Genomic DNA, 19,754 nt, shown 5'->3' with positions numbered 1-19,754 from the left:
GACATTAGAAGGATTGCGAAGTTTTTGGATTCGCACCGTATTTGTTGTCTCCTTCGCTGTCTTTGCACAAGAATATGAGCAAAACAATTGCGCCGATTAAAGGAATAAACGAGAGAAGGATCCACCAACCGCTTTTTCCAGTATCGTGCAATCGGCGTGCAGTTACGCTCAAACTAGGCAGTAAAACAGCTAATGAATAGATCATGCCCAAAATAGATCCTGTACCAATTAAGTAGTCTACGAGAGCAATTACCATAGATACGATGATGTTGAACAAAGTAAACATCCAATATTCTTGACGTCTAGCTCTTCCTTCAAAGGCAACATATTTCTTCAATACACTTGTATACCAATGCATGATAATTTCCCCCTTTCTTCTAAATTTTGACACACTTCGATATTTTATCACTAAACCAAGGGGATTAGAACCATATCCTGTAAAGTTTTACTAATGCTATTGAATCATTTTTGTATAGGACAAAAGTAATGGGTATTTATGAACGAGGTGGAGGAAAAAGTAAGAGCGAACGAGTTTTGGATGCTACCACAGGGGGAAATGCGCTTGGAACAAAAAACAGAACAAAACGTTACGCTGCATGGCTTCAACAATTTGACTAAGTCACTCAGCTTCAACATGTATGACATTTGCTACACAAAAACAAAAGCGGAACGGGAAGCGTATATCGAATACATAGATGAACAATACAATGCAGAGCGATTGACGAATATCCTGAAAAACGTGTCGGATATTATCGGCGCACATGTACTGAATGTCGCCCAACAAGATTATGTACCACAAGGTGCGAGCGTCACTGTTCTTGTATCCGAGGGGCCAGTTGTAGAAGTCCCTACTGAATCATATGAGGAATCCCCCGGACCTTTGCCTGAAAATGTGGTGCTGCAATTGGACAAGAGCCATATTACGGTGCATACGTACCCCGAGTACCATCCAACGGAGGGCATCAGCACATTCCGGGCTGATATCGACGTATCGACCTGTGGCGAGATTTCTCCGCTCAAAGCACTCAATTATTTAATTCGTTCGTTTGATACAGACTTGATGACAATTGATTACAAGGTGCGCGGTTTTACCCGGGATATACATGGATACAAGCTGTTTATCGATCACGACATCAGTTCGATCCAAAATTATATTCCCGAGGAAATTAAGGTATTGTTCCACATGATTGATGTGAATGTGTACCAAGATAATATTTTCCACACCAAATGCAAGCGCAGGCAATTTGATCTGAACAATTATTTGTTCGGATACACGAAGGATAAGCTGACACCGGAGGAGCAGGAGGATATTACGAAGCAATTGCAAATAGAGATGGACGAGATTTACTATGGGAAAAATATTGTGAATTAATAGCTGTAGTGGGGGAAAGAAGCGCATTTCCAGTCTACGCTTCGGAATGAATGGCGGGAGCGCTTCAAACCAGAAAACGTGACAGCGTTTTTGTATGTAATAAAAGCTGAAAACCCCCGCCATTCATTCCTACGCTAAGTAGGGCTCCAGAGGCGCTTGGACTGGAAATGCGCTTCTTTCCACGCAGCTTTGTGTGCTTCCCTGAACGATAATAAAAGATCTTAAATCGAAATAATTCCTACAGGCTACACAAAAGTTTCACCCTCAAAAAACTTCCAGACATAACTGCCAAAAAGATCTAATCCCCCGAATTAATCCACTGCTGTTCGAAAGTCATGTCACATGTTTGGAAGGAGACCGCCCGAACGAAGAGAGGATACAGGCGACTGGAAAACATGTGGCATGGCTTCTCCCGACCTCAAAAGTGGGAGGTCTTCGTTCTTTTATCTTTTCGAAGGGTTGGGTTCAGATAGTATGCCCGAATCTCCTCCAGCGTTTTTCTAGCAGGCTGCACGAATTCGCGGTCCCAATCTTCCGGAGGGGAATCCAGCGAGATGCCCTTTTCTTGCAAAGTTCGAAACAGCTCCTTATCCGCTTGCGTAGGTATCCACCACGTGTAGACGGGATTCGTTTTGCCATTGAGAAACGATTCGAACATAAATTTCACATAGGTAGCTGTAGAGAGTTCGCCGTAATTGACGTCGAATTCAGGCTCGGGTGCCGGATAATCCTCTGGATAGCGGAACGGGCCAAAGTGAATGGAAATACCGAGAAAGCCGACAGGTGGAATGTTGTTTCCATACCCCGGAAGGGAGAACGGCAGATCGGCTGCGAAGTGCAGACGAATCATGACGGAGTTGATGAATTGCCGTTCGAAGAAACTTTCTTTTTGCCAAATGCCGAGTTCTCGTGAAAGCGTATCCCAGTGAATAATGGACGTATTGTGCGCGAGCCAGAAGGAGGACGACATTTGTTCAAACGTTTTGTAAAATTCCTCGTCGTGATTATGGAATGGATCGATCATGTCGAACAGGCTGAAGCACCCGTGTTTTCTCCTCCATTTTTGCGCGATGATCAGAAAATCAATCAATCGTTGGATTCGCAGCTCGGGGCTGCTCTCATTATTGGCAAACAGATACGTAGCTTCTATCAAATCGGCAGTGAAGTTGCCGTTAACAAAATCCCAGTAATTGATTTCACCAGCTTCTACGCGTTCTTCATTAATCCGATTCGTGTCCGTTTCCCATCGCGCAAAGGTGGTGACATCAATGCCGAAATAAAGCTCAGGCAAGAGATCGCCAAAAATATGGAACCGATAAGGGCTGGACTGCTGGAACCAAGTTTTGATGAAGTCCAAGCGAGAAGAGGGAGACACGACTGCGGCCCGCTCCACATAGCTCGTTTTGGCAACGGTTGACTCGAATTCTTCAACGGATGAGGCGATCGCCACGAAAGGGGCTGCTGAGGTCAAGAAGTCCACTCCGTCTTCGTCGTTGTCGTATTGCACAATCATGTGCTGGAAGGTTGCTTCAGCCAAGGGAGATAACACGAGCTGATTCCAACGATGTGCGGTTGTATCGTCAATAGCGCCGATGACGACGACGGGTTTGTCTGATTCCCCGCGAAAAGAAATAGAGGCACCGTTTTGGACGAAGATCTTGTTTTGGCAGCGTACGTTGATGGAGGTACCTGCTTCAAAGCTGATTGAAGTCCCAGCAGTTATGATGGCATCCTCTGGTCCGATCATGTACGGACCATTTTCTACGGTAAATTCCTCCGATTGATGGATGATCCCCGATAGGCGTTTGTACTTATCCACGTGCAGTTGATAGATGTGCTGCGGGTCTGGATCAGGCCCAATCGTCAGTTGCACGTAGTAAAGACCATCCTCCTCCGGAAAAAAAGGAAGGATGATGGGGGCGTTCGTACTATATTCAGCTTCTGCGAGTTTGGTTCGATGGATGTCATAGATTCTGAGGGTAGTCAAAGGATGCGTCAGGTTACTCATATGGATTTCAATAGCGTCTGTAGAAGCAAGAAAGAGCTTGTACATCTCCACCTTGGCTTCAAGGTTAGGAGAAGCTTTTCGGATGCGTTTGTCCGTTTCCAAAATAGTTGTAAACGAGCTGACTGTCATGTAAAACAGGCTCCAATCAAAATGGTATAGGCATAATGGAATAGTCCACTAGTAATTGACGCCTGAATATAGAAAAAGTTTTGAGTTTAGCAGGGTCTTTTGGTCTAGAAAATAAGAAAAAGGATAGGGGTCAGGTGATTTCTGACGATCCTATCCTTCTTCATATGGGAGAAATTCTTTATTTACCGCCCGCCTGCGTGAGCATTTCAATCATTTCTTTGTAGCCATGCTTCTTCGCATGCCCGAGAGGCGTTACGCCATCGTGATCAGCGAGATTGACAGTTGCTTTGTGCTCGATCAGGAGCTTCACGATTTCCTGATGCTTCTTGCCACCATCGCCCAAAATCACTGCTTCTAAGAGAGCGGTCCAGCCCAATCTGTTGACGTGATCAATGTTGATATCAGAGGTGGTGAGCAGTTCCTTGACGATCTTCACATGTCCACGATCAGCTGCTGGAATCAAAGCCGTTCCGCCAAAACGGTTCGTAATGGTCGTGTCGGCACCTGCTGCTATCGAGGCTTTTACGAATGCGAGCTGGCCTGCTGCGCTTGCGAAGAGCAGGGGATTGTCTAAGTTGTTGTCTCGGATGTTGATGTTGGCGCCGTGTGTAACCAACAAGTTGAAAATATCGAGTTGAGCAGTGTGGACCGCGATCATCGCAGAGGTGCGGCCCCTACTATCGGTAGCGTCAATATCCGCCCCCTCTGCAAGCAGCCTCTCAATCGCTGCTTTGTCTCCTTGACTGGTTGCTGTCAATAAGGCTTGATTCAGCTTATCCATTTCAACTTTCACCGCCTGGGTTGCTTGCTGCTCGCCACTCGCTAAAAGGGTATTCCAATTCATCTCACACCCAGTCAGAGCGATGGCGATCGTCATAAGACCAATACGCAGTATAGCGAGCCCGCACCTTTCTTTTGATTTGGATACCTGCATCACACAAAAGAGGTAGTTCAAAAAGCCGACTTTTTGAACACTCACACAAAGACTACTCCACTGTCAGCTCAGCAGAAGATTTGCCAGCCCAATCGCCGACAGGTGTTACCGTGTATGTGGTATCTGCTTTCAGTTTACCATCCTGCTGGATGTCAAACACGCCTGTGGTACCTTTGCGGCTGGAATATTTGTACGTCGCCAGCAGTTTTTCTCCGTTTGCGCTAGTGAGTTCTACGCTGCGTCCGGAGAACAGCTCGTCTCCCGGGTCCTCTGTCAGGGTAATGGTGATAGAAGTTTCACTAGCTGCTTTAGCTTCGCTGATTTCGAGTGGAGCGATTTCTTTTGCGACGAAGGTAGGATTCCCGATATTCGCCCAGTCGGACGTAATGGTATACGTAACGCCCGGAGTCAGGACTTGGCCTTCTGGGAGACGGAATTTAATTTCTTGCTTGCCGTCTGTTGATTGTGTGAAAGGCACGTATTTCGCTACGATTGGTTGTCCGCCTTCCGGTGTAATAGTCACTTGTCTTGCTTGCATGGAAGGAATGATTTGATACGTTTTGCCGTCTGCACTGTTGTTTTGATCCAGCACCAATGCATTTGCTCCACGTCCGCCGCTGTAGGCAGAGATGATGTATCCGTAATCAAGGACACCATTTGCACGCAAGGACTCGACTTCAAACGTGTCGTTTGTTACTTGTCGTACTTCCGTCATGTCGATCTTGGTTGCGTTGCCTTGGAAGGTGCCCGCCTTTTTCCCTTTGTAAGTCAGCTCGTAGGTGGTTCCTGGTTTTTGAACCGAGGTCGGCACAATGTAAGTATTGGTAGAACCCGTTTTCAGACGCGGCATGTTAGTCAGTGTCAGACCTTCGCTGAAGACAAAGTCTTCTTTTGCTTTTGCAAATGCTTCGTTTTCTGCGGTCAACGGAGCGTCGAAGGTCACAATCAATGTAATTTCGTTCAAGGCTTGTACATTCGTGATGCTCGCTTTGTCAGAAGGCATCGCCTGACGAGCCGTATTCAACAGATAAGCGGCTTCGCCGCGAGTAGCGGTGCTGTCTGCTGAGAAGAAGCGTTCTGCCCAGTAGTTAACGGACTTCGCATCGCGCTTGAGCGCTTTTGCAACGACTTGAGTGAGCTCAGCATCCGTCACAGTTCCACGCGGATCGAACTTGCCATCTTTAGCTTGCATAATATCAAGAGATACCAGGTCAACCGCGTATTTGTAGAACCAATCATTTGTTTTCACATCCGTGAAGGTTACGGATTTATCTGTTTTGCCGCCTTGCAAACCAAATGTGTGCGAGACCATTTTTGCCAGTTCAGCGCGCGTAACTTGATTGTGAGCGTTGGAGTTGCTTTGTATCACTTGCAGCTTGGCGAGCTCACTAACCGCTTTTTGAATTTCTTGTGCACTCAGGGGAGTGGAATCTGCTTGCACGTTCAGTACAGCGTAAGGAAGGGATGCTGTGCCCAAAACAGTGGCGAGCATCATGATTGCAATTTTATTGGAAAACTTTCTCATCGGTTGGTCCTCCTTTAGAGTCTGTTGTTACTTGATTACCTATAGGATAGACGAGAGACCTAAACTGCCAAGAAACAAGAGATTAATAGAATCTAAAAAAGTTCTTAAAAAAAGATAAAAAAACCCCCAGCTTTGACGTAGAGCGGAAAATCCGTCCTCGTTTTCGCTGAAGGTTTTTGTAATGATCATGGTGTTCACGCTTAGACAGTAAATCGGTAACCGGCACCCCAGACCGTCTCGATATACTGCGGGTTGGACGGATCGACTTCGATCTTTTCACGCAGCTTGCGAATGTGCACCGTAACGGTCGCGATATCTCCGCTGGAATCCATGCCCCAGATTCGTTCGAACAGCTCATTTTTGTTAAAAACTCGATTCGGGTGTGTCGCTAGAAATTCAAGCAGATTGAATTCTCTTGTCGTGAAAATGACTTCCTGATTGCGTACATAGACTCTTCGGGATACTTTGTCGATGACGAGACCGCGAATGTGAATCTCTGCGTTCGATGGTTGAGGTTGTCGGGCTGTCAAACGCTCGTATCTTGTCAGATGGGCTTTGGCTCTGGCTACTAATTCGCTTGGGCTAAACGGCTTTGTAATATAGTCATCGGCACCGAGATTAAAGGCGCGGATTTTATCGATCTCTTCTTTTTTGGCGGAGACGATCAGGATCGGCACTTCCTTGACTTGTCTGATCTGGCTGCACAATTCGAAGCCGTCCATGCCCGGAAGCTGCAAATCAACGATGATCAAACTGTAGTCGCCATTGATGGCAAGCGGCAAGCCCTCGTTGCCAGTGTGGCATAAATCGACCTGAAAGCCGTTCAGTTCAAAATAATCTCGCTCCAGCTGAGCGATGGTCGTCTCATCTTCAATGATGAGGATGCGTGAAGACATGGGAATGTGCACCTCCTATTGTTTGTGGGTACGTTTTAACGTAAAGAACAGGCTGGTACCTACTCCTTGCTTGCTCTCCACCCAGATGGTGCCACCGTGACCCTCGACGATCTGGCGCGCGATGGAGAGTCCGAGACCGCTACCGCCCGTGGCAGAATTACGGGATTGCTCCACCCGATAAAAGCGCTCGAACAGATGAGGAATGGCTTCTTGCGGGATACCGATGCCGTTGTCTTTTATTTCAATGGTCGCCCATTGGTCGTCCGCTTGAACCGAGACGTAGATGATTTTCTCAGGTTTATCCATGTATTTTTGCGAGTTGCCAATAATGTTTAAGACAGTGCGCTTGATTTTTTCCAGATCGGCGATGACCAGGGTGCCTTCGGCTGTACGCTTATTCCACTGAATCGTAATGCCCTTCTTTTCCAGATCGTAGTGTAGCTCGTCGATACAATCATCCAAAAACCGCACGATATCTACATGTTCAAACGTAAAGGGGACTTGTTTCAGATCGAGCTTGGAGTAGAGAAACAGCTCATCGACGAGCATGTCGAGGTCTACTGCTTTGGAGTAAATGATGTTCACGTACTTGTCCATTTTCTCCGGGGTATCAGCTACGCCATCGCGGATTCCCTCGATGTAGCCTTTAATATTGGTAATCGGTGTACGCAAATCATGCGAGATGTTGGAAATCAATTCTTTGCGACTTTCTTCGTCCGCAAGGCGCAGCTGCACGGATTCCTGCAATCGTTTGCGCATGTTTTCGAACGCTTCGTTCAGTTGTCCAATCTCGTCCTTGGTGTGCAGATGAAGCTCAAAGTCCAGATTGCCTTCCTTGATGTACTCGGCCGAATTGCGCAGTAAATCAAGCGGCTTGACGACGCTGCGGGTGATCCAGCGGTACAACAAGACGTTTGCAATGACAATGACGCCGAGGAGGAGGAACACGAGAATCGGCAGCAGTTTGCGGATAACCTCACCAAATGGACTGCGTTCGCGGATTACAAAGACACTGCCTTTTGCGCCATCTGAAAACTTGAAGTCAAACTTGGCATACGCATAAAATCTTTCTCCGATGTTGAACGTGTTGCGAATCTGGTTGTTGTTCAAGTCATAGGGGGGCAAGCTGTTTTCCAGCTCGGGCTGATTGATGGTTGGGGAGGCAAAGACTTGATTACTCTCCCTGCGGACATACAGGCCGGCTCGTACCGTTTTAAGCTTGAAATCGTAATCGGCAAGCAGCTCCTGGTTTTGCAACTGATCCGGCTCATTCTTGGCGAGGTATTTCAATTCAAGGAAAATATTCTCTTCTTGTTCAGTCAGCGGATTGAGCTGATAATGCACTTTATAAAAGTCGCGAAAGCTGTTAATATCGCCTGTCGCCGCAATTGTAAATAGGCTGGCGGCTACGAAAAACGTCAGCAAGCTGATTACTAGCATCCCTGTGTAAGAGAGCAGCAGCTTGATACGGATGGACATGGACTCACCTACTTTCGATAGGGTGAAAATAAATATGCAAGATGACAAGTCCATTATATACAAGACGTCCAGCTGGTAAAGCATAATTACTTGGAACTCGGTCAAAATCAGTTATACTAGCAAGTAAGAAAACGAGAGCTTTGGATGAATGGGAAGGACGGGGGATACTCATGAAAGTAGCAATTGCCCAACTAACAGCGACGATGGATAAGACGCAAAATTTGCAAAAAGCAGCCGATTACATCGCAAAAGCAAAAGTAGCAGGGGCAGATTTTGTAATCTTGCCTGAAATGTACAGTGCACCTGCCACTCCAAAATCAGGGGTAACGCCAGCAGAGGTAGCGGAAAAGCTGGATGGTCCATTTGTCTCTGGCTTGGCAGAGCTTGCTCGGGAGTATGGAGTTTATGTGGTTTGCGGTGTGTTTGAATCGATCGAGAATGATGAAAACCGCGCTTACAATACGACTGTTTTTCTAGGCCGTGAAGGACAGCTGCTGCATACGTACCGCAAGACACATTTGTACGATGCCTTTTCCTACACAGAATCGGACTTCATCGCGCCTGGGGATAATCCGTATCAAGTGGTGGAAACGGAATTCGGCAAAATCGGGCTGATGGTTTGCTACGAGGTGCGCTTCCCGGAAATCGCGAGACAGTTTGCGCTCCAAGGTGCCGATATTTTGTTTGTGCCAGCAGGCTGGGTAGCCGGAGCGATGAAAGAGGATCACTGGGAGACGCTGGTTCGTGCGCGTGCCATTGAAAACACGATGTTTGTATGTGCGGCTGATCAGGTCGGAAATATTTTTGCCGGACGGAGCATGTTCGTCGATCCGATGGGGGTCGTGATCGCCAGTGCAGGGGAAGAAGAAACATTATTGATCACAGAACTGGATGTCAGTCGGATTGAACGAGTACGGGGCAAATTGCCAAGCGTAGCCAACCGCCGCGCGGAACTGTATACGAATTAAATGCCTATGCACACTTTCTCTTTTGTTCAATATGATGGTAATAGATAACTAGTCATTATTTTGGACCTTATGTAAGCGTCACCATCATGAGAGAGGGAGTGTGTACGAATGTTCTGGTTCGTATGGGCTGTCGTCGGTGTGGTCGTTTGGTGGGCAATGAGTAGGATCTGTTCAGGAAAAGCGGCAGGATCAGGCTGGTGGGCTTCGCTCATTGCTGCTCTTTTGGGTAGCTGGCTGGGCGATTTGGTACTGGGTGATTGGCTGTGGATGTGGGCCGGCTTCAACGTCATTGCCGGAGTCATTGGTGCGGTTGTCGTTACTTGGCTGTGGTGTTTGGTGGTGAAGCAGCTGAAATAAGAAAATATGGTTGTTCGACAAACAAACCAGGAGTCGTCCAAAGGGCGGTTCCTGGTTTTCTTATGTTGAGCTGTAGTGGAGAGAAGAATATTTCCAGACTAGGCTCCGTGCTCCGTCCCTCGGGAAGGTTCGACTGTCCGCTCCGAAGGGATTAACGGGGAACCGCAAAAGTGGTAGCCGCTTCGTCGCAGGGGCACGGTTGCGTTTCTATTGCCCGCTAATCCCTTCTCCGCTCGGTAGGACTCCACAAGTCGCTACGTCTGGAAATATTCTTCTCTGTCGTAACGGAGTACGTTCTTCATTCTTTTAAAGCTTTTAAAAATCGAATAACTCTAACAGCTAGTAGAGGAAACAGGAGAAAACAGCGAAGATCTTTGGTACACCGACCGAGACGGAATGCGAAAAGCGAAACACGTTCTTAAGCGTCCACCTCTGAAATAACTTCGAGGAAGAGACCACTTTGGACGCGGTTTCGCTTTTTGCATGGAGTCGGGCAGTCAATCCCACAGCGGGTGGGACAAGAAGCTGAGCGTTTTCTCCTGTTTCCTCCCCACCACTACAGTTGGACAAGGTTTTTAAGACGTTATGTAAGACAGTTTGGAATAATACAAAAACAATTCATACTTGACCAGTAGGGATTGTTGGTAATATAACTATATTTATACCGAATACAATAATGAGAGGTACATAAAACGAAAGGGAGGGGAGTATATGTCGACGTTACTGATCATCGTAAACATTGTTTTGTTGCTCTTATTCATTGCTGGATTGTATGCCATGCAAAAGAAGCATATTTCTTTTTCCAAGCGGGTATTTGTTGGTCTCGGACTCGGGATTTTATTTGGACTTATTTTGCAATACGTATACGGAGCCAAATCGGACGTACTTAAATCCACCATCGAATGGTACAACATTGTAGGTAAAGGCTATGTGAAGCTGCTTCAAATGATCGTAATGCCACTGGTATTCATCTCTATTTTATCGGCTTTCACCAAAATGAAATTAACCAATAACATTGGAAAAATCAGTACGCTGATTATCGGACTTTTGGTAGGAACGACTGCTGTCGCGGCAGCGATCGGGATTTCGACTACCTTGGCATTTAATCTCGACGGGGCACAATTCCAGCAAGGGGATGCGGAAGCGGCTCGGATTGAACAGGTGGAGCAGCGCTTGGGTGATATCCAGAACTTGAGCATGCCAGCCAAAATTCTGGAACTGCTTCCTGCGAATCCTTTCCTTGATCTGACTGGAGATCGGGCGACTTCTACGATTGCCGTCGTGATTTTCTCTGCGATTATCGGGGTTGCCTATTTAGGGGTAAAACGCAAAAATCCGGAGCAAGCTGAATTGTTCGCGAAAATTGTGGATGCATTCCATACGATTATTATGCGTGTCGTGACTTTGATCTTGCGCCTGACGCCATATGGTGTACTGGCAATCATGATCAGAGTAGCAGCTACCAGCGATTACAATGCCATCTGGCAGCTGGGTAAATTCGTTGTCGCTTCGTATGTGGCGATGATCATCATGTTTATCATCCATCTGTTGCTGTTGACGTTTGCAGGATTGAATCCAATCACCTATGTGAAAAAAGCATTCCCTGTCCTGACGTTCGCCTTCACTTCGCGTACCAGCGCGGGCGCGTTGCCGCTGAATGTAAAAACGCAGCAAAGCATGGGTGTTCCTGAGGGAATTGCTAACTTCGCAGGCTCCTTTGGACTCTCTATCGGACAAAACGGCTGCGCAGGGACGTATCCGGCCATGTTGGCCATCATGGTAGCACCAGTCGCAGGAATTGATCCGCTGACACCATCGTTCATCCTGACGCTGATCGCAGTAGTGGCACTCAGCTCCTTCGGGGTTGCAGGTGTTGGGGGCGGAGCGACCTTTGCAGCACTGCTCGTTTTGTCCACGATGAATTTGCCGATTGCAATTGTCGGTCTGCTCATTTCCGTTGAGCCGTTGATTGACATGGGCCGCACAGCGCTCAACGTAAGCGGAAGCATGACGTCCGGACTCTTGACGAGCCGAGTGACAAAAGAGCTGGATACAAAAGTATACAACGGCACAGAGCACCAATCGTCTGTGACTGTATAAAAAAGGAACCCGGTTGTACTGCCTCTGTGGCAGATTGCATCCGGGTTTTTCTGTATGCAAAATGTCTCATGAATGTGTTCCGATACTCGGATGACCGTTTTGTACCCATTCAAAAATGTACTGTTGCATGGTGCTGGCCAATTGAATCGCGCCCATGTCTTTTTCATTTTGCAGCGTCCAGTTTAAAAGCACCATGGCATTTGCAACGTAGAGCTTGGCCAGATAGTCAACCGAGACAGTTGGTGAAGACAGTGCCTTGTCCAAGTAAGAATAGCAGGCGTGGTATAAGATGAGCTCAACCTCTTTGCTCAAATCAGCGGAGGGAACATGTACGTTTAGCAGCGTGGCAATTTCCGTTTTATTCGCCGCGGTCAGATCGATGATCATTTCAATAACTTTTGCCACGTTGCCACGTTGGATGGACACGAAGCGACGCGCCATTTCTTTTTGAAAAAAGTCGGCCTGATACTTGACCATTTTTTCCAGGAGGTCGTACTTATCCGTATAGTGGCTGTAAAAAGTGGACTTGCTGGTGAGTGAGCGGGTACAAATATCCTTGATCGTAATTTGACTGAAATCTTTTTCCTTCAGCAGACTGACGAGCGCGCTTGCAATGCTTTTTTTGGTCTTATAGACGCGAACATCTTCATTCATCCAGTCAATCTCCTTTCAAAAGTCGCTTTTCGAACCATCAGCGTGCATATCGTCCGATTTCGTACGAATGAAGTGTTTTTGCTTATGGTTCGTTCAAGGTAATCCCTATACGATGGGCTTGTAACCGATCAGAGGAGGGATACCATGTTTAAAATGTACGTGGACAACGAACAGTTCAATTTGCAAATCAATCGTTTTATCCATGACTACTATGAGGAAGATGAACGGACCAGCAGCGATTTGAAAACGATCGTTCCAAGATTGACAGATGCAGAAAGCTGGTATGAGGCTTGGAGAGAACATGCTGTCATGCGGGAAGATAAGCAGGATTACGATCTGGCTTCCGCCTATTATCAAGCAGCGGAATTTTATTTGCTGCCATCAGATCCGAACAAAGAGATAATGTACCAGAAATACCGCGAGACGTTTTATAAGGGATTCCATGATTTTGACTATGAATCCTTTCAAATTCCTTATGAAAATTCTTATTTGCCAGCGATCAGATTGTTCACGCCTGGTGCCACCAAAACCTTGCTAGTATTCGGGGGCTATGATTCCTACATGGAAGAACTCGTGAAGATGATGAGATTTTTGAGAGGGATTGGTTACCATATTATTGTGTTTGATGGTCCTGGACAAGGAACCGCACTAAAAAATGGGCTGAAATTCATTCATAGCTGGGAGAAGCCGATTGCGGCAGTCATTGACTACTTTCAGTTAAAGAGAGTCAGCGTGCTGGGAGGCTCATGGGGCGGATATTTGGCAATGAGAGCGGCCGCTTTTGAAAAACGGATCGATAAAGTGATTGCCTTCAATATTTTCTATTGCGGCCTCGATGCGCTGAAAATACGGATGCCGGATGAACTGTGGAAGAAGCTGACTGCCCTGTTGGCTACGGATGAAGCCGAGCAGGTCAATGCGATGTTTGAAAAAATGATGGAGGCAAGCATTGACGTGAAGTGGAAAATCACAAAAGGCATGGAAAACACAGGGGAGACAACGCCATTTGGCCTCTTGAAAAACTTTGAGAAGCATACGATGGAAGGGATTGGTGCATTGATCAACCAGGATGTATTGCTCCTGGCAGGGGAGGAGGATCAGTACGTTCCCATCAGCCGTCTGCCGCAAATTCAGCGGGAACTGTGCAATGCAGCGTCGATTACAACGAAAGTCTTTACCAGGGAAACGGGCGGCGAGCAGCATTGTCAGGCTGGGGCTCGTCATCTGGCATTTGATGAAATGAAAAAGTTTTTGTAAGAAAATGTGTACCGAAACAGAGCAACAGGCTGTACCGTCTGCGAAGGACTGGTACAGCCTGTTGTTCATGTTGCGTCGTTCTTATTTATTGACGGATGTGTACTTGAAGTACGCCCCACCGAGCGGGAAGATGATGAAATCTTTCACTTTGTCGTTCTTCACATACGGGCTTCCCCGGAAGTTGATCGGAGCGAGCGGCATTTCGTCCATCAAAATCGTTTCTGCGTCCAGCAAAATTTGCTTGCGCTTGTCGAGGTCAGGCTCGTTGTAGCTCTTGTCAATCAGCTCTTTGAACTTGGCATTTTCCCAATCCGGGTGGTTGTTTCCGCCCGTTTTGTCGCGGAACATCTCCAGGAAGTTGATCGGGTCGTTGAAGTCTGCCCCCCATTGGAAGCGGATCATGTCAAAGTTGGCTTGCGATCTCATGTCGCGGTACACCTTCAGCTCCGCTGTGTACAGCTTCACGTCGACGCCGAGTGCTTTTTTCCACTGATCTTGCAGGGCTTCGGCCAGCTTTTTGTTGGTATCATTCGTGTCAAAGGTGTAAGTGACAGTCGGGAAGGTCGAGAGTCCGAGCTCCTTCATGCCTTCTTCCAGCAGTGCTTTGGCTTTCGCCTGGTCTTCTTTAAAGTAGCCGTCTGCTTTTAATCCCATGGAAGTCGGTACCCAACCATAGGCGGCTGGAACACCCGTCTGCAAAATATTGTCGATGATTTCCTGACGGTTGATGGCATAAGCGAAGGCTTGGCGAATTTTTTTGTTGTTGAACGGTGGTTTATTTGTATTAAAAACAACGGATTGTGTGCCTGGATTATCCGCGACCATCAGCTTGCCCGCATCTTTGAGTGTAGGGATTGCGTCGGTCGGAAGTGTGGAGGCAGGATAGCCGCCCCAGTCGATGTCGCCATTTTCGAACATCGAGAACGCAGTATTGTTGTCCTCGATCATAGCGATTTCAATCTGGTCGAGCTTGACGTTGTTCTTATCCCAGTAGTTCGGATTTTTCGTAAAGACGATTCTGCTTTTGTGCTCCCACTTGTCCATAATGAATGGACCATTTCCCACGATTGTTTTCGCTTCATTCGCCCATTTTGGGTTACCTTCCAGCGTTTTTTGATGCAACGGGAAGAGGGTCGGGAAGAAGGTTAGCTCACGGAAAAATGGAGTCGGTGACTTCAGGTTGAACTCGACGGTGTAGTCGTCTACAGCCTTTACTCCTACATCCTCTGCTTTGCCTTTCCCTGTATTGTACTCCTCTCCTCCTTTAATGTAGTAAAGCTGATAGGCGTACTCGGACGCTGTTTTCGGATCGAGGTTGCGCTTGATCGCATAGACGAAATCATGGGCGGTGACAGGATCTCCGTTGCTCCATTTGGCGTCCTTGCGAATTTTGAAGGTGTAGTTCATGTAATCCGGCGAGTTGGTGAAGCTCTCAGCCGTAGCATTGACGAGCTGTCCATTCAGATCATAGCTGGTCAAACCTTCAAAGGCAGCGTAAATCATGTCAAACGAATCCGCGTCGACGGCGATCCCAGGGTCCATCGAAGGCGGTTCGCTGTTGATGCTCCATTTTAACACCATCGGCTCTGTTTTTGTCGCTTCTGCAGGTGTAGTGGAGCCAGTGGGTTCAGCAGGTGCGGAAGAATTCGAGCACCCCGCTAGTACCCCGAAAAGCAAGGTAAGACAGGTTGCAATTGCCAGTCCCTTTTTCATAAATACCCCCTTAAAAATGATAGAAAACGTATATTCAGAATATTTGCTTGCGTTTTCGATAGCAAAGGAATTTTTTTAGTTTCTCGATAAAAAATATTTACTTAGGTCATGGATGGATAGGAACAGTGGTATGAAATTAATTGATTTTTCTTGAAAATTTACTCATTTTTAAAAATATGGTATATTTTGGTAGATATTAATGATAGGAGAGGTGGGAATCACTATGTTCAAGAAAATGGTTTTTTCAGCATTAAGTGTAGCCGTATTTTCTGCAGTGCTAACGTCTCCGATTCAAGCCACTAGTGTTGGTGGGCAGGAAGATCATTCATTAGCTTCAGCCAGATGGAGTTCAGATGAGGAATGGATTCGAAAATCTGCTGCTGTCCCAGCGGGTTGGGTCGTCATTCGTGAAGATCTAGGGTCCAAGCTCATTAAAAATACAGCAGGTGCTCCCTATGGTGAGGAATTACGAGTTAGCAAATATTCTCCCGTTCCACAAGGGTGGGTAGTTTTACGAGATGAATTGGCTGGTAGGGTGATAAAATATGTAATAGGAGCATCTTATCGTACGGAGTTCAATGTGACGAAGTTCTCTCCCATTCCAACTGGATGGGTTGTATCACGAGAAAATTATGATAGCAAAACGATCATGAATGTCGTGGGAGCTCCTTATGGAACCAGATTATTAGTAAGTAAATATTCACCTGTTCCACCAGGCTGGATTTACGAGGGACAAGTGGCTAATGGCAAGTACATTAAAAACTTGAATCGTTACTAGTCGTATAAAACATAAATCTTCGAACTCAACTTAATAAGGGAAAACTATTCATAGAGAAAGAACTGATGGATAAGGTGTATATACCCATCAGTTCTTTTTAATTCTATTTAACCCGATTTTAGTTTCTCGACAAAAAATATTTACTCGCGGAATGAAAAAGCATTGCCCATTGACAAAAAAATACAGATGGATTACATTTCAAATTGTTAAGCGCTTAACTAAATAAAGGGGGAAGAATATGGCAGATGATCTCGAAACGTATGTAAAACAGCCCCCTTTACGGTCAAAAGCATTCTTTTCCTTGGTAGACGCCACCGCAGATTTGGTGGGACTCTCAGAAAAATATTGGCATGCAAAAGGCATGAACGGTGCAAGAATCCGACTATTGGTAGAGATCGCGAAGCATGGTGACAGTATCCTGCCTTCACGCTTGGCAGCGTGCATTGGAGTGACGAAGGCCAACATCAGTCTTTTGCTTGCACCATTGGAAACAGACGGTCTGATACACCGGGCTCCCCATCCCAAAGACGGCAGAAAATCCGTAATCTCACTGACGGAAGCAGGTAAACAGCTTCTTTTCGAGCACCTTCCGGGGAATCGCCAGATAATTGCAGAGGGGCTAAGAGGACTGGAGGAGCAGGAGCTGCATCAACTGATATTTTTATTAGAGAAAATAAGGCAAAGTGTGAGATGAACTTTGAGCCACAGGGGAAAAGGGGGTAAAAGCAAAAGCATGGCCATTCTCATCACAGGAGCAACGGGCAAACTAGGGAGCTTGATTATCGAACAGCTTTTGAAAAGGGTGGAAAGAGAACGCCTCATTGCCTGTGTGCGCCGACTGGACAAAGCGACACGGCTAAGAGAGTTGGGAATTGAGGTAAGACAGGCGGATTATGATGACCCTCTGTCTCTGGAGCGCTCTTTTGCGGACGGCACGAAGCTTTTGTTTATTTCCAGCCCACACACTGATGATACCGTTCGTGTACGACAGCATAGTCATGTCATAGAAGCGGCGAAAAAAGCAAATATCACTCACGTGGTGTATACCAGCTTTGCCTTTTTGGAAAAAGCAAATATCTCGCTCACGCATCTCCATATGGCAACGGAACACGCCATTCGCACGACAGGGATACCGTATACGTTTCTGCGGAATGGACTTTACAGTGATGTGATTGCGGCATTTGGTATTCAGCAGGCAATCGAAACAGGAGAGCTCCTTACATACCCTGGCAAGTGGAGCTTTCATACAGTGACACGCGAGGATCTTTCATTGGCTGCTGCCACTGTCATCAGCACAGAGGGGCACGAAAATCAGACTTACGAGCTTACGGCTTCCCGAGCTTGGAATTTCGCAGAGCTGGCTGAAGTGTTGACGGCACAGACAGGCAAATCTATCAGGCATCGGGAGGACCCTGTTGCAGAAAGTTGGCTGTATCGCTTCTTGATGCAAATTGATGCGAGCAGCACGAGGACGGATTTGGAGAGAATCATCGGCAAGCCCACTGCTTCACTCGAACAAATGGTTATGCAAATCATGGAGCAAGCGTAGTACAGCATGCTTGGCATCCAGTAGACAAAGAGAACGGCACATGATATGAATGAGGAAAAGGTGTCGATCATGACCAGGTAGGAGAAAACGCCCTTATGTATAGAATCGGTGTTGTAGGACCGTTTCCTTCGGTGGAGCGGATACTGGCGGTTGCCAATGAGTTTGAGCATGAGATCGAATTTGTTCCTTTTCGTTATGAGGACGTTCGTGACGTGAGTAAAATCGTTCTGGAGCATCATCCAGAATTAAACGGATGGTTTTTCTCAGGTCCGATTCCGTTTACCATCGCCAAAAACGTGCTCAGCCCGGATGCCAATCTCGTGTATTGCCCACCGAACGGTTCGAATCTGTATCGTTGCTTCATCCAGATGTCGATTGATCAAAAGACTGCGGTAAACCGTGTCTCCATTGATATGATTGACTCGGAAGGATTGCATTTGAGCGAGGCGATGTCGGAGCTGGACATACCTGACGAGGAGATTTATGTCAGTATGTATGACGAGAATTTTGACTTGGATGCGATCACGCAGTTTCATGTATCGCTCTGGCGTGAAGGCAAGACACAAGGAGCGTTCACCACATTTTCTGTGGTTGAACATGCGCTGCGCGAGGAAGGCATTCCTGTCTATCGTGTCCTGATGACGAAAATGGAGATTCGTCAGGCAATGAAAATCGTCATTGAAAAGGTGAAAAGCTCCTATTTCAAGGATACACAAATTGGGGTAGAGATCATTGAGCTGGAGCAGTTTGACAAGATTCCCGAGCGGACTAGCACGCGCTTTTACTTGCAGCATCTGGAGCTGAAGATCAGACAAATTCTGCTTGCGCTCTGCGATAGGCTGGATGGCTCTCTGCTGGCAAATGGCAACGGACGCTACCAGATTTTTAGCTCGCGTGGTGCGATTCAACGAGAGATTGAAATGCTACGACTTACAGTGGAACAGCTCTCTTTGGAGGCAGAGGTTCCGGTTGCAGTAGGTGTGGGCTTTGGAGATACAGCTTTTTCTGCGGAAAACAATGCGCGAAAAGCAATCCAGCACGCAAAAGAACGACCGGGGGCGGGCATTGTCGTCGTACAGGATAATGGCGTCATGATGGAATCGGTGGGAGAAACAGAGGAGCTCGCCTATTCGTTCCGCTCCAGTGATCGCGAGCTGTTGGAAAAGCTGAACCGAGCCAATGTAAGTGTCAAATCATATCATAAGCTGCGTGCGTTGGTTCAGCGTATGGGCTGGAATTCGTTTTCGACGACGGATATCGCTTCGCATTTGTCGATGACGGTACGGAATGCACAGCGAATCATGGGCAGCTTGTGCGAAGTGAATTTGGCCGAGTTCAGCGGGGAAGAGCAGCAGGCTGTACGTGGACGACCGAAGAAGCTTTATCAGCTTAAAAAATGAAGGCACCCGACGTGATGTTCGGGTGTTTTTTCATTATGGGGCTGCGGTGAAGAGAAGAATATTTCCAGTCTAGGCTCCAGGCTTTGTCCTGCTGGGGGTTAGACTGCCCGCTCCGAAGGGATTTGCGGGGAAACGCAAAAGTGGTAGCCGCTTCGACGTAGGAGCACGTTGCGTTTCTTTTGCCCGCAAATCCCTTCTCCGCTCGGTAGGACTCCACAAGTCGCTACGTCTGGAAATATTCTTCTCTGTCGTAACTGCTGACATTCTTCAATCTTTTAGGGCTTTTAAAAATCGGATTCACACTGAAAGCTCGTAGAGGAAACAGGAGAAATAAGCGAAGATCTTAGGGACACCGACCGAGACTCCATACAAAAAGCGAAACACGCCTTTAAGCGTCCACCTCTGAGATACATCCTGAGTGGACCACTTTGGACGCGGTTTCGCTTTTTGCATGGAGTCGTGCAGTCAATCCCCCAGGGGGGTGGCCCTAGAAGCTGAGCGTTTTCTCCTGTTTCCTCCCCACCACAACAGCCGGGAAAAGTTTCTATTTTTAAAGAAGTCTAACAACTTCTATTGAAAAAACAGAGAGGCAACTATATAATTCAATTAAGCGAAAATGTCTTTTAATATTCGTA

General features: G+C 46.9%; 17 protein-coding genes. 9 read left to right on the top strand and 8 right to left on the bottom strand.

Annotation, left to right across the window (positions count from 1 at the left end):
* Positions 1–4 precede the first annotated feature (4 nt).
* Positions 5–358, bottom strand: a complete 354-nt coding sequence (locus POF51_RS10055; protein ID WP_069847012.1) for a DUF805 domain-containing protein — start codon at positions 356–358, stop codon at positions 5–7.
* 204 nt (positions 359–562) lie between these two features.
* Here POF51_RS10055 and speD point away from each other — a divergent pair, with 204 nt between their 5' ends.
* Entirely contained in the window at positions 563–1,372 is an 810-nt protein-coding gene (speD, locus tag POF51_RS10050; protein WP_026043198.1) for an adenosylmethionine decarboxylase, read from the top strand.
* A 418-nt stretch (positions 1,373–1,790) separates the two neighbouring features.
* Here the strand turns inward: speD and POF51_RS10045 are convergent, their stop codons facing one another.
* From POF51_RS10045 to POF51_RS10025, 5 genes are all read right to left on the bottom strand, one after another.
* Positions 1,791–3,509, bottom strand: coding sequence for a hypothetical protein (locus tag POF51_RS10045; RefSeq protein ID WP_271755320.1), 1,719 nt, complete (start codon positions 3,507–3,509; stop codon positions 1,791–1,793).
* A 178-nt stretch (positions 3,510–3,687) separates the two neighbouring features.
* On the bottom strand, positions 3,688–4,353 hold the full coding sequence (locus tag POF51_RS10040; protein ID WP_069847498.1) for an ankyrin repeat domain-containing protein: 666 nt from the start codon (positions 4,351–4,353) through the stop codon (positions 3,688–3,690).
* 142 nt (positions 4,354–4,495) lie between these two features.
* Positions 4,496–5,968 carry an S-layer homology domain-containing protein gene (locus tag POF51_RS10035; RefSeq protein WP_069847006.1) on the bottom strand — a complete coding sequence of 491 codons (1,473 nt, stop codon included), beginning with the start codon at positions 5,966–5,968 and terminating at the stop codon, positions 4,496–4,498.
* Positions 5,969–6,168: 200 nt separating this feature from the next.
* Complete coding sequence (locus POF51_RS10030; RefSeq protein WP_069847003.1) at positions 6,169–6,864, bottom strand: response regulator transcription factor; 696 nt, start codon at positions 6,862–6,864, stop codon at positions 6,169–6,171.
* A gap of 15 nt (positions 6,865–6,879) precedes the next feature.
* Positions 6,880–8,343, bottom strand: a complete 1,464-nt coding sequence (locus POF51_RS10025) for a sensor histidine kinase (protein ID WP_069847001.1) — start codon at positions 8,341–8,343, stop codon at positions 6,880–6,882.
* A 170-nt stretch (positions 8,344–8,513) separates the two neighbouring features.
* Here POF51_RS10025 and POF51_RS10020 point away from each other — a divergent pair, with 170 nt between their 5' ends.
* From POF51_RS10020 to POF51_RS10010, 3 genes are all read left to right on the top strand, one after another.
* On the top strand, positions 8,514–9,311 hold the full coding sequence (locus POF51_RS10020; protein WP_069846998.1) for a carbon-nitrogen hydrolase family protein: 798 nt from the start codon (positions 8,514–8,516) through the stop codon (positions 9,309–9,311).
* Positions 9,312–9,419: 108 nt separating this feature from the next.
* Positions 9,420–9,668, top strand: coding sequence for a hypothetical protein (locus POF51_RS10015; protein ID WP_069846996.1), 249 nt, complete (start codon positions 9,420–9,422; stop codon positions 9,666–9,668).
* A gap of 711 nt (positions 9,669–10,379) precedes the next feature.
* Positions 10,380–11,768 carry an L-cystine transporter gene (locus tag POF51_RS10010; RefSeq protein WP_069846993.1) on the top strand — a complete coding sequence of 463 codons (1,389 nt, stop codon included), beginning with the start codon at positions 10,380–10,382 and terminating at the stop codon, positions 11,766–11,768.
* 66 nt (positions 11,769–11,834) lie between these two features.
* On the opposite strand, the gene POF51_RS10005 is transcribed toward POF51_RS10010, so the two are convergent.
* Entirely contained in the window at positions 11,835–12,422 is a 588-nt protein-coding gene (locus POF51_RS10005) for a TetR/AcrR family transcriptional regulator (protein ID WP_069846990.1), read from the bottom strand.
* A 144-nt stretch (positions 12,423–12,566) separates the two neighbouring features.
* On the opposite strand from POF51_RS10005, the gene POF51_RS10000 reads away from it, so the two are divergent.
* Positions 12,567–13,679, top strand: coding sequence for an alpha/beta fold hydrolase (locus tag POF51_RS10000; RefSeq protein WP_069846988.1), 1,113 nt, complete (start codon positions 12,567–12,569; stop codon positions 13,677–13,679).
* Positions 13,680–13,760: 81 nt separating this feature from the next.
* On the opposite strand, the gene POF51_RS09995 is transcribed toward POF51_RS10000, so the two are convergent.
* Positions 13,761–15,392, bottom strand: a complete 1,632-nt coding sequence (locus tag POF51_RS09995; protein ID WP_069846986.1) for a peptide ABC transporter substrate-binding protein — start codon at positions 15,390–15,392, stop codon at positions 13,761–13,763.
* A gap of 223 nt (positions 15,393–15,615) precedes the next feature.
* Between POF51_RS09995 and POF51_RS09990 the strand changes: the two genes are divergently transcribed.
* The 4 genes from POF51_RS09990 (at position 15,616) to POF51_RS09975 (ending at position 19,119) form a co-directional block, all read left to right on the top strand.
* Complete coding sequence (locus tag POF51_RS09990) at positions 15,616–16,170, top strand: hypothetical protein (protein ID WP_069846983.1); 555 nt, start codon at positions 15,616–15,618, stop codon at positions 16,168–16,170.
* Between the two features lie 238 nt (positions 16,171–16,408).
* A complete protein-coding gene (locus tag POF51_RS09985; protein ID WP_069846981.1) occupies positions 16,409–16,864 on the top strand; it encodes a MarR family winged helix-turn-helix transcriptional regulator in 456 nt (151 codons plus the stop codon).
* A gap of 39 nt (positions 16,865–16,903) precedes the next feature.
* Positions 16,904–17,719 (top strand): SDR family oxidoreductase, encoded by an 816-nt coding sequence (locus POF51_RS09980; RefSeq protein WP_271755319.1) that lies wholly within the window; start codon positions 16,904–16,906, stop codon positions 17,717–17,719.
* 95 nt (positions 17,720–17,814) lie between these two features.
* Entirely contained in the window at positions 17,815–19,119 is a 1,305-nt protein-coding gene (locus POF51_RS09975; RefSeq protein ID WP_106833781.1) for a hypothetical protein, read from the top strand.
* The last annotated feature ends 635 nt before the right edge of the window (positions 19,120–19,754 follow it).

The sequence above is a fragment of the Brevibacillus sp. AG genome (assembly GCF_028369215.1).
Lineage (GTDB): Bacteria > Bacillota > Bacilli > Brevibacillales > Brevibacillaceae > Brevibacillus > Brevibacillus porteri.
Note: the sequence above shows the minus strand (reverse complement) of the source record. Positions and strands in the feature narration are given on the sequence as shown.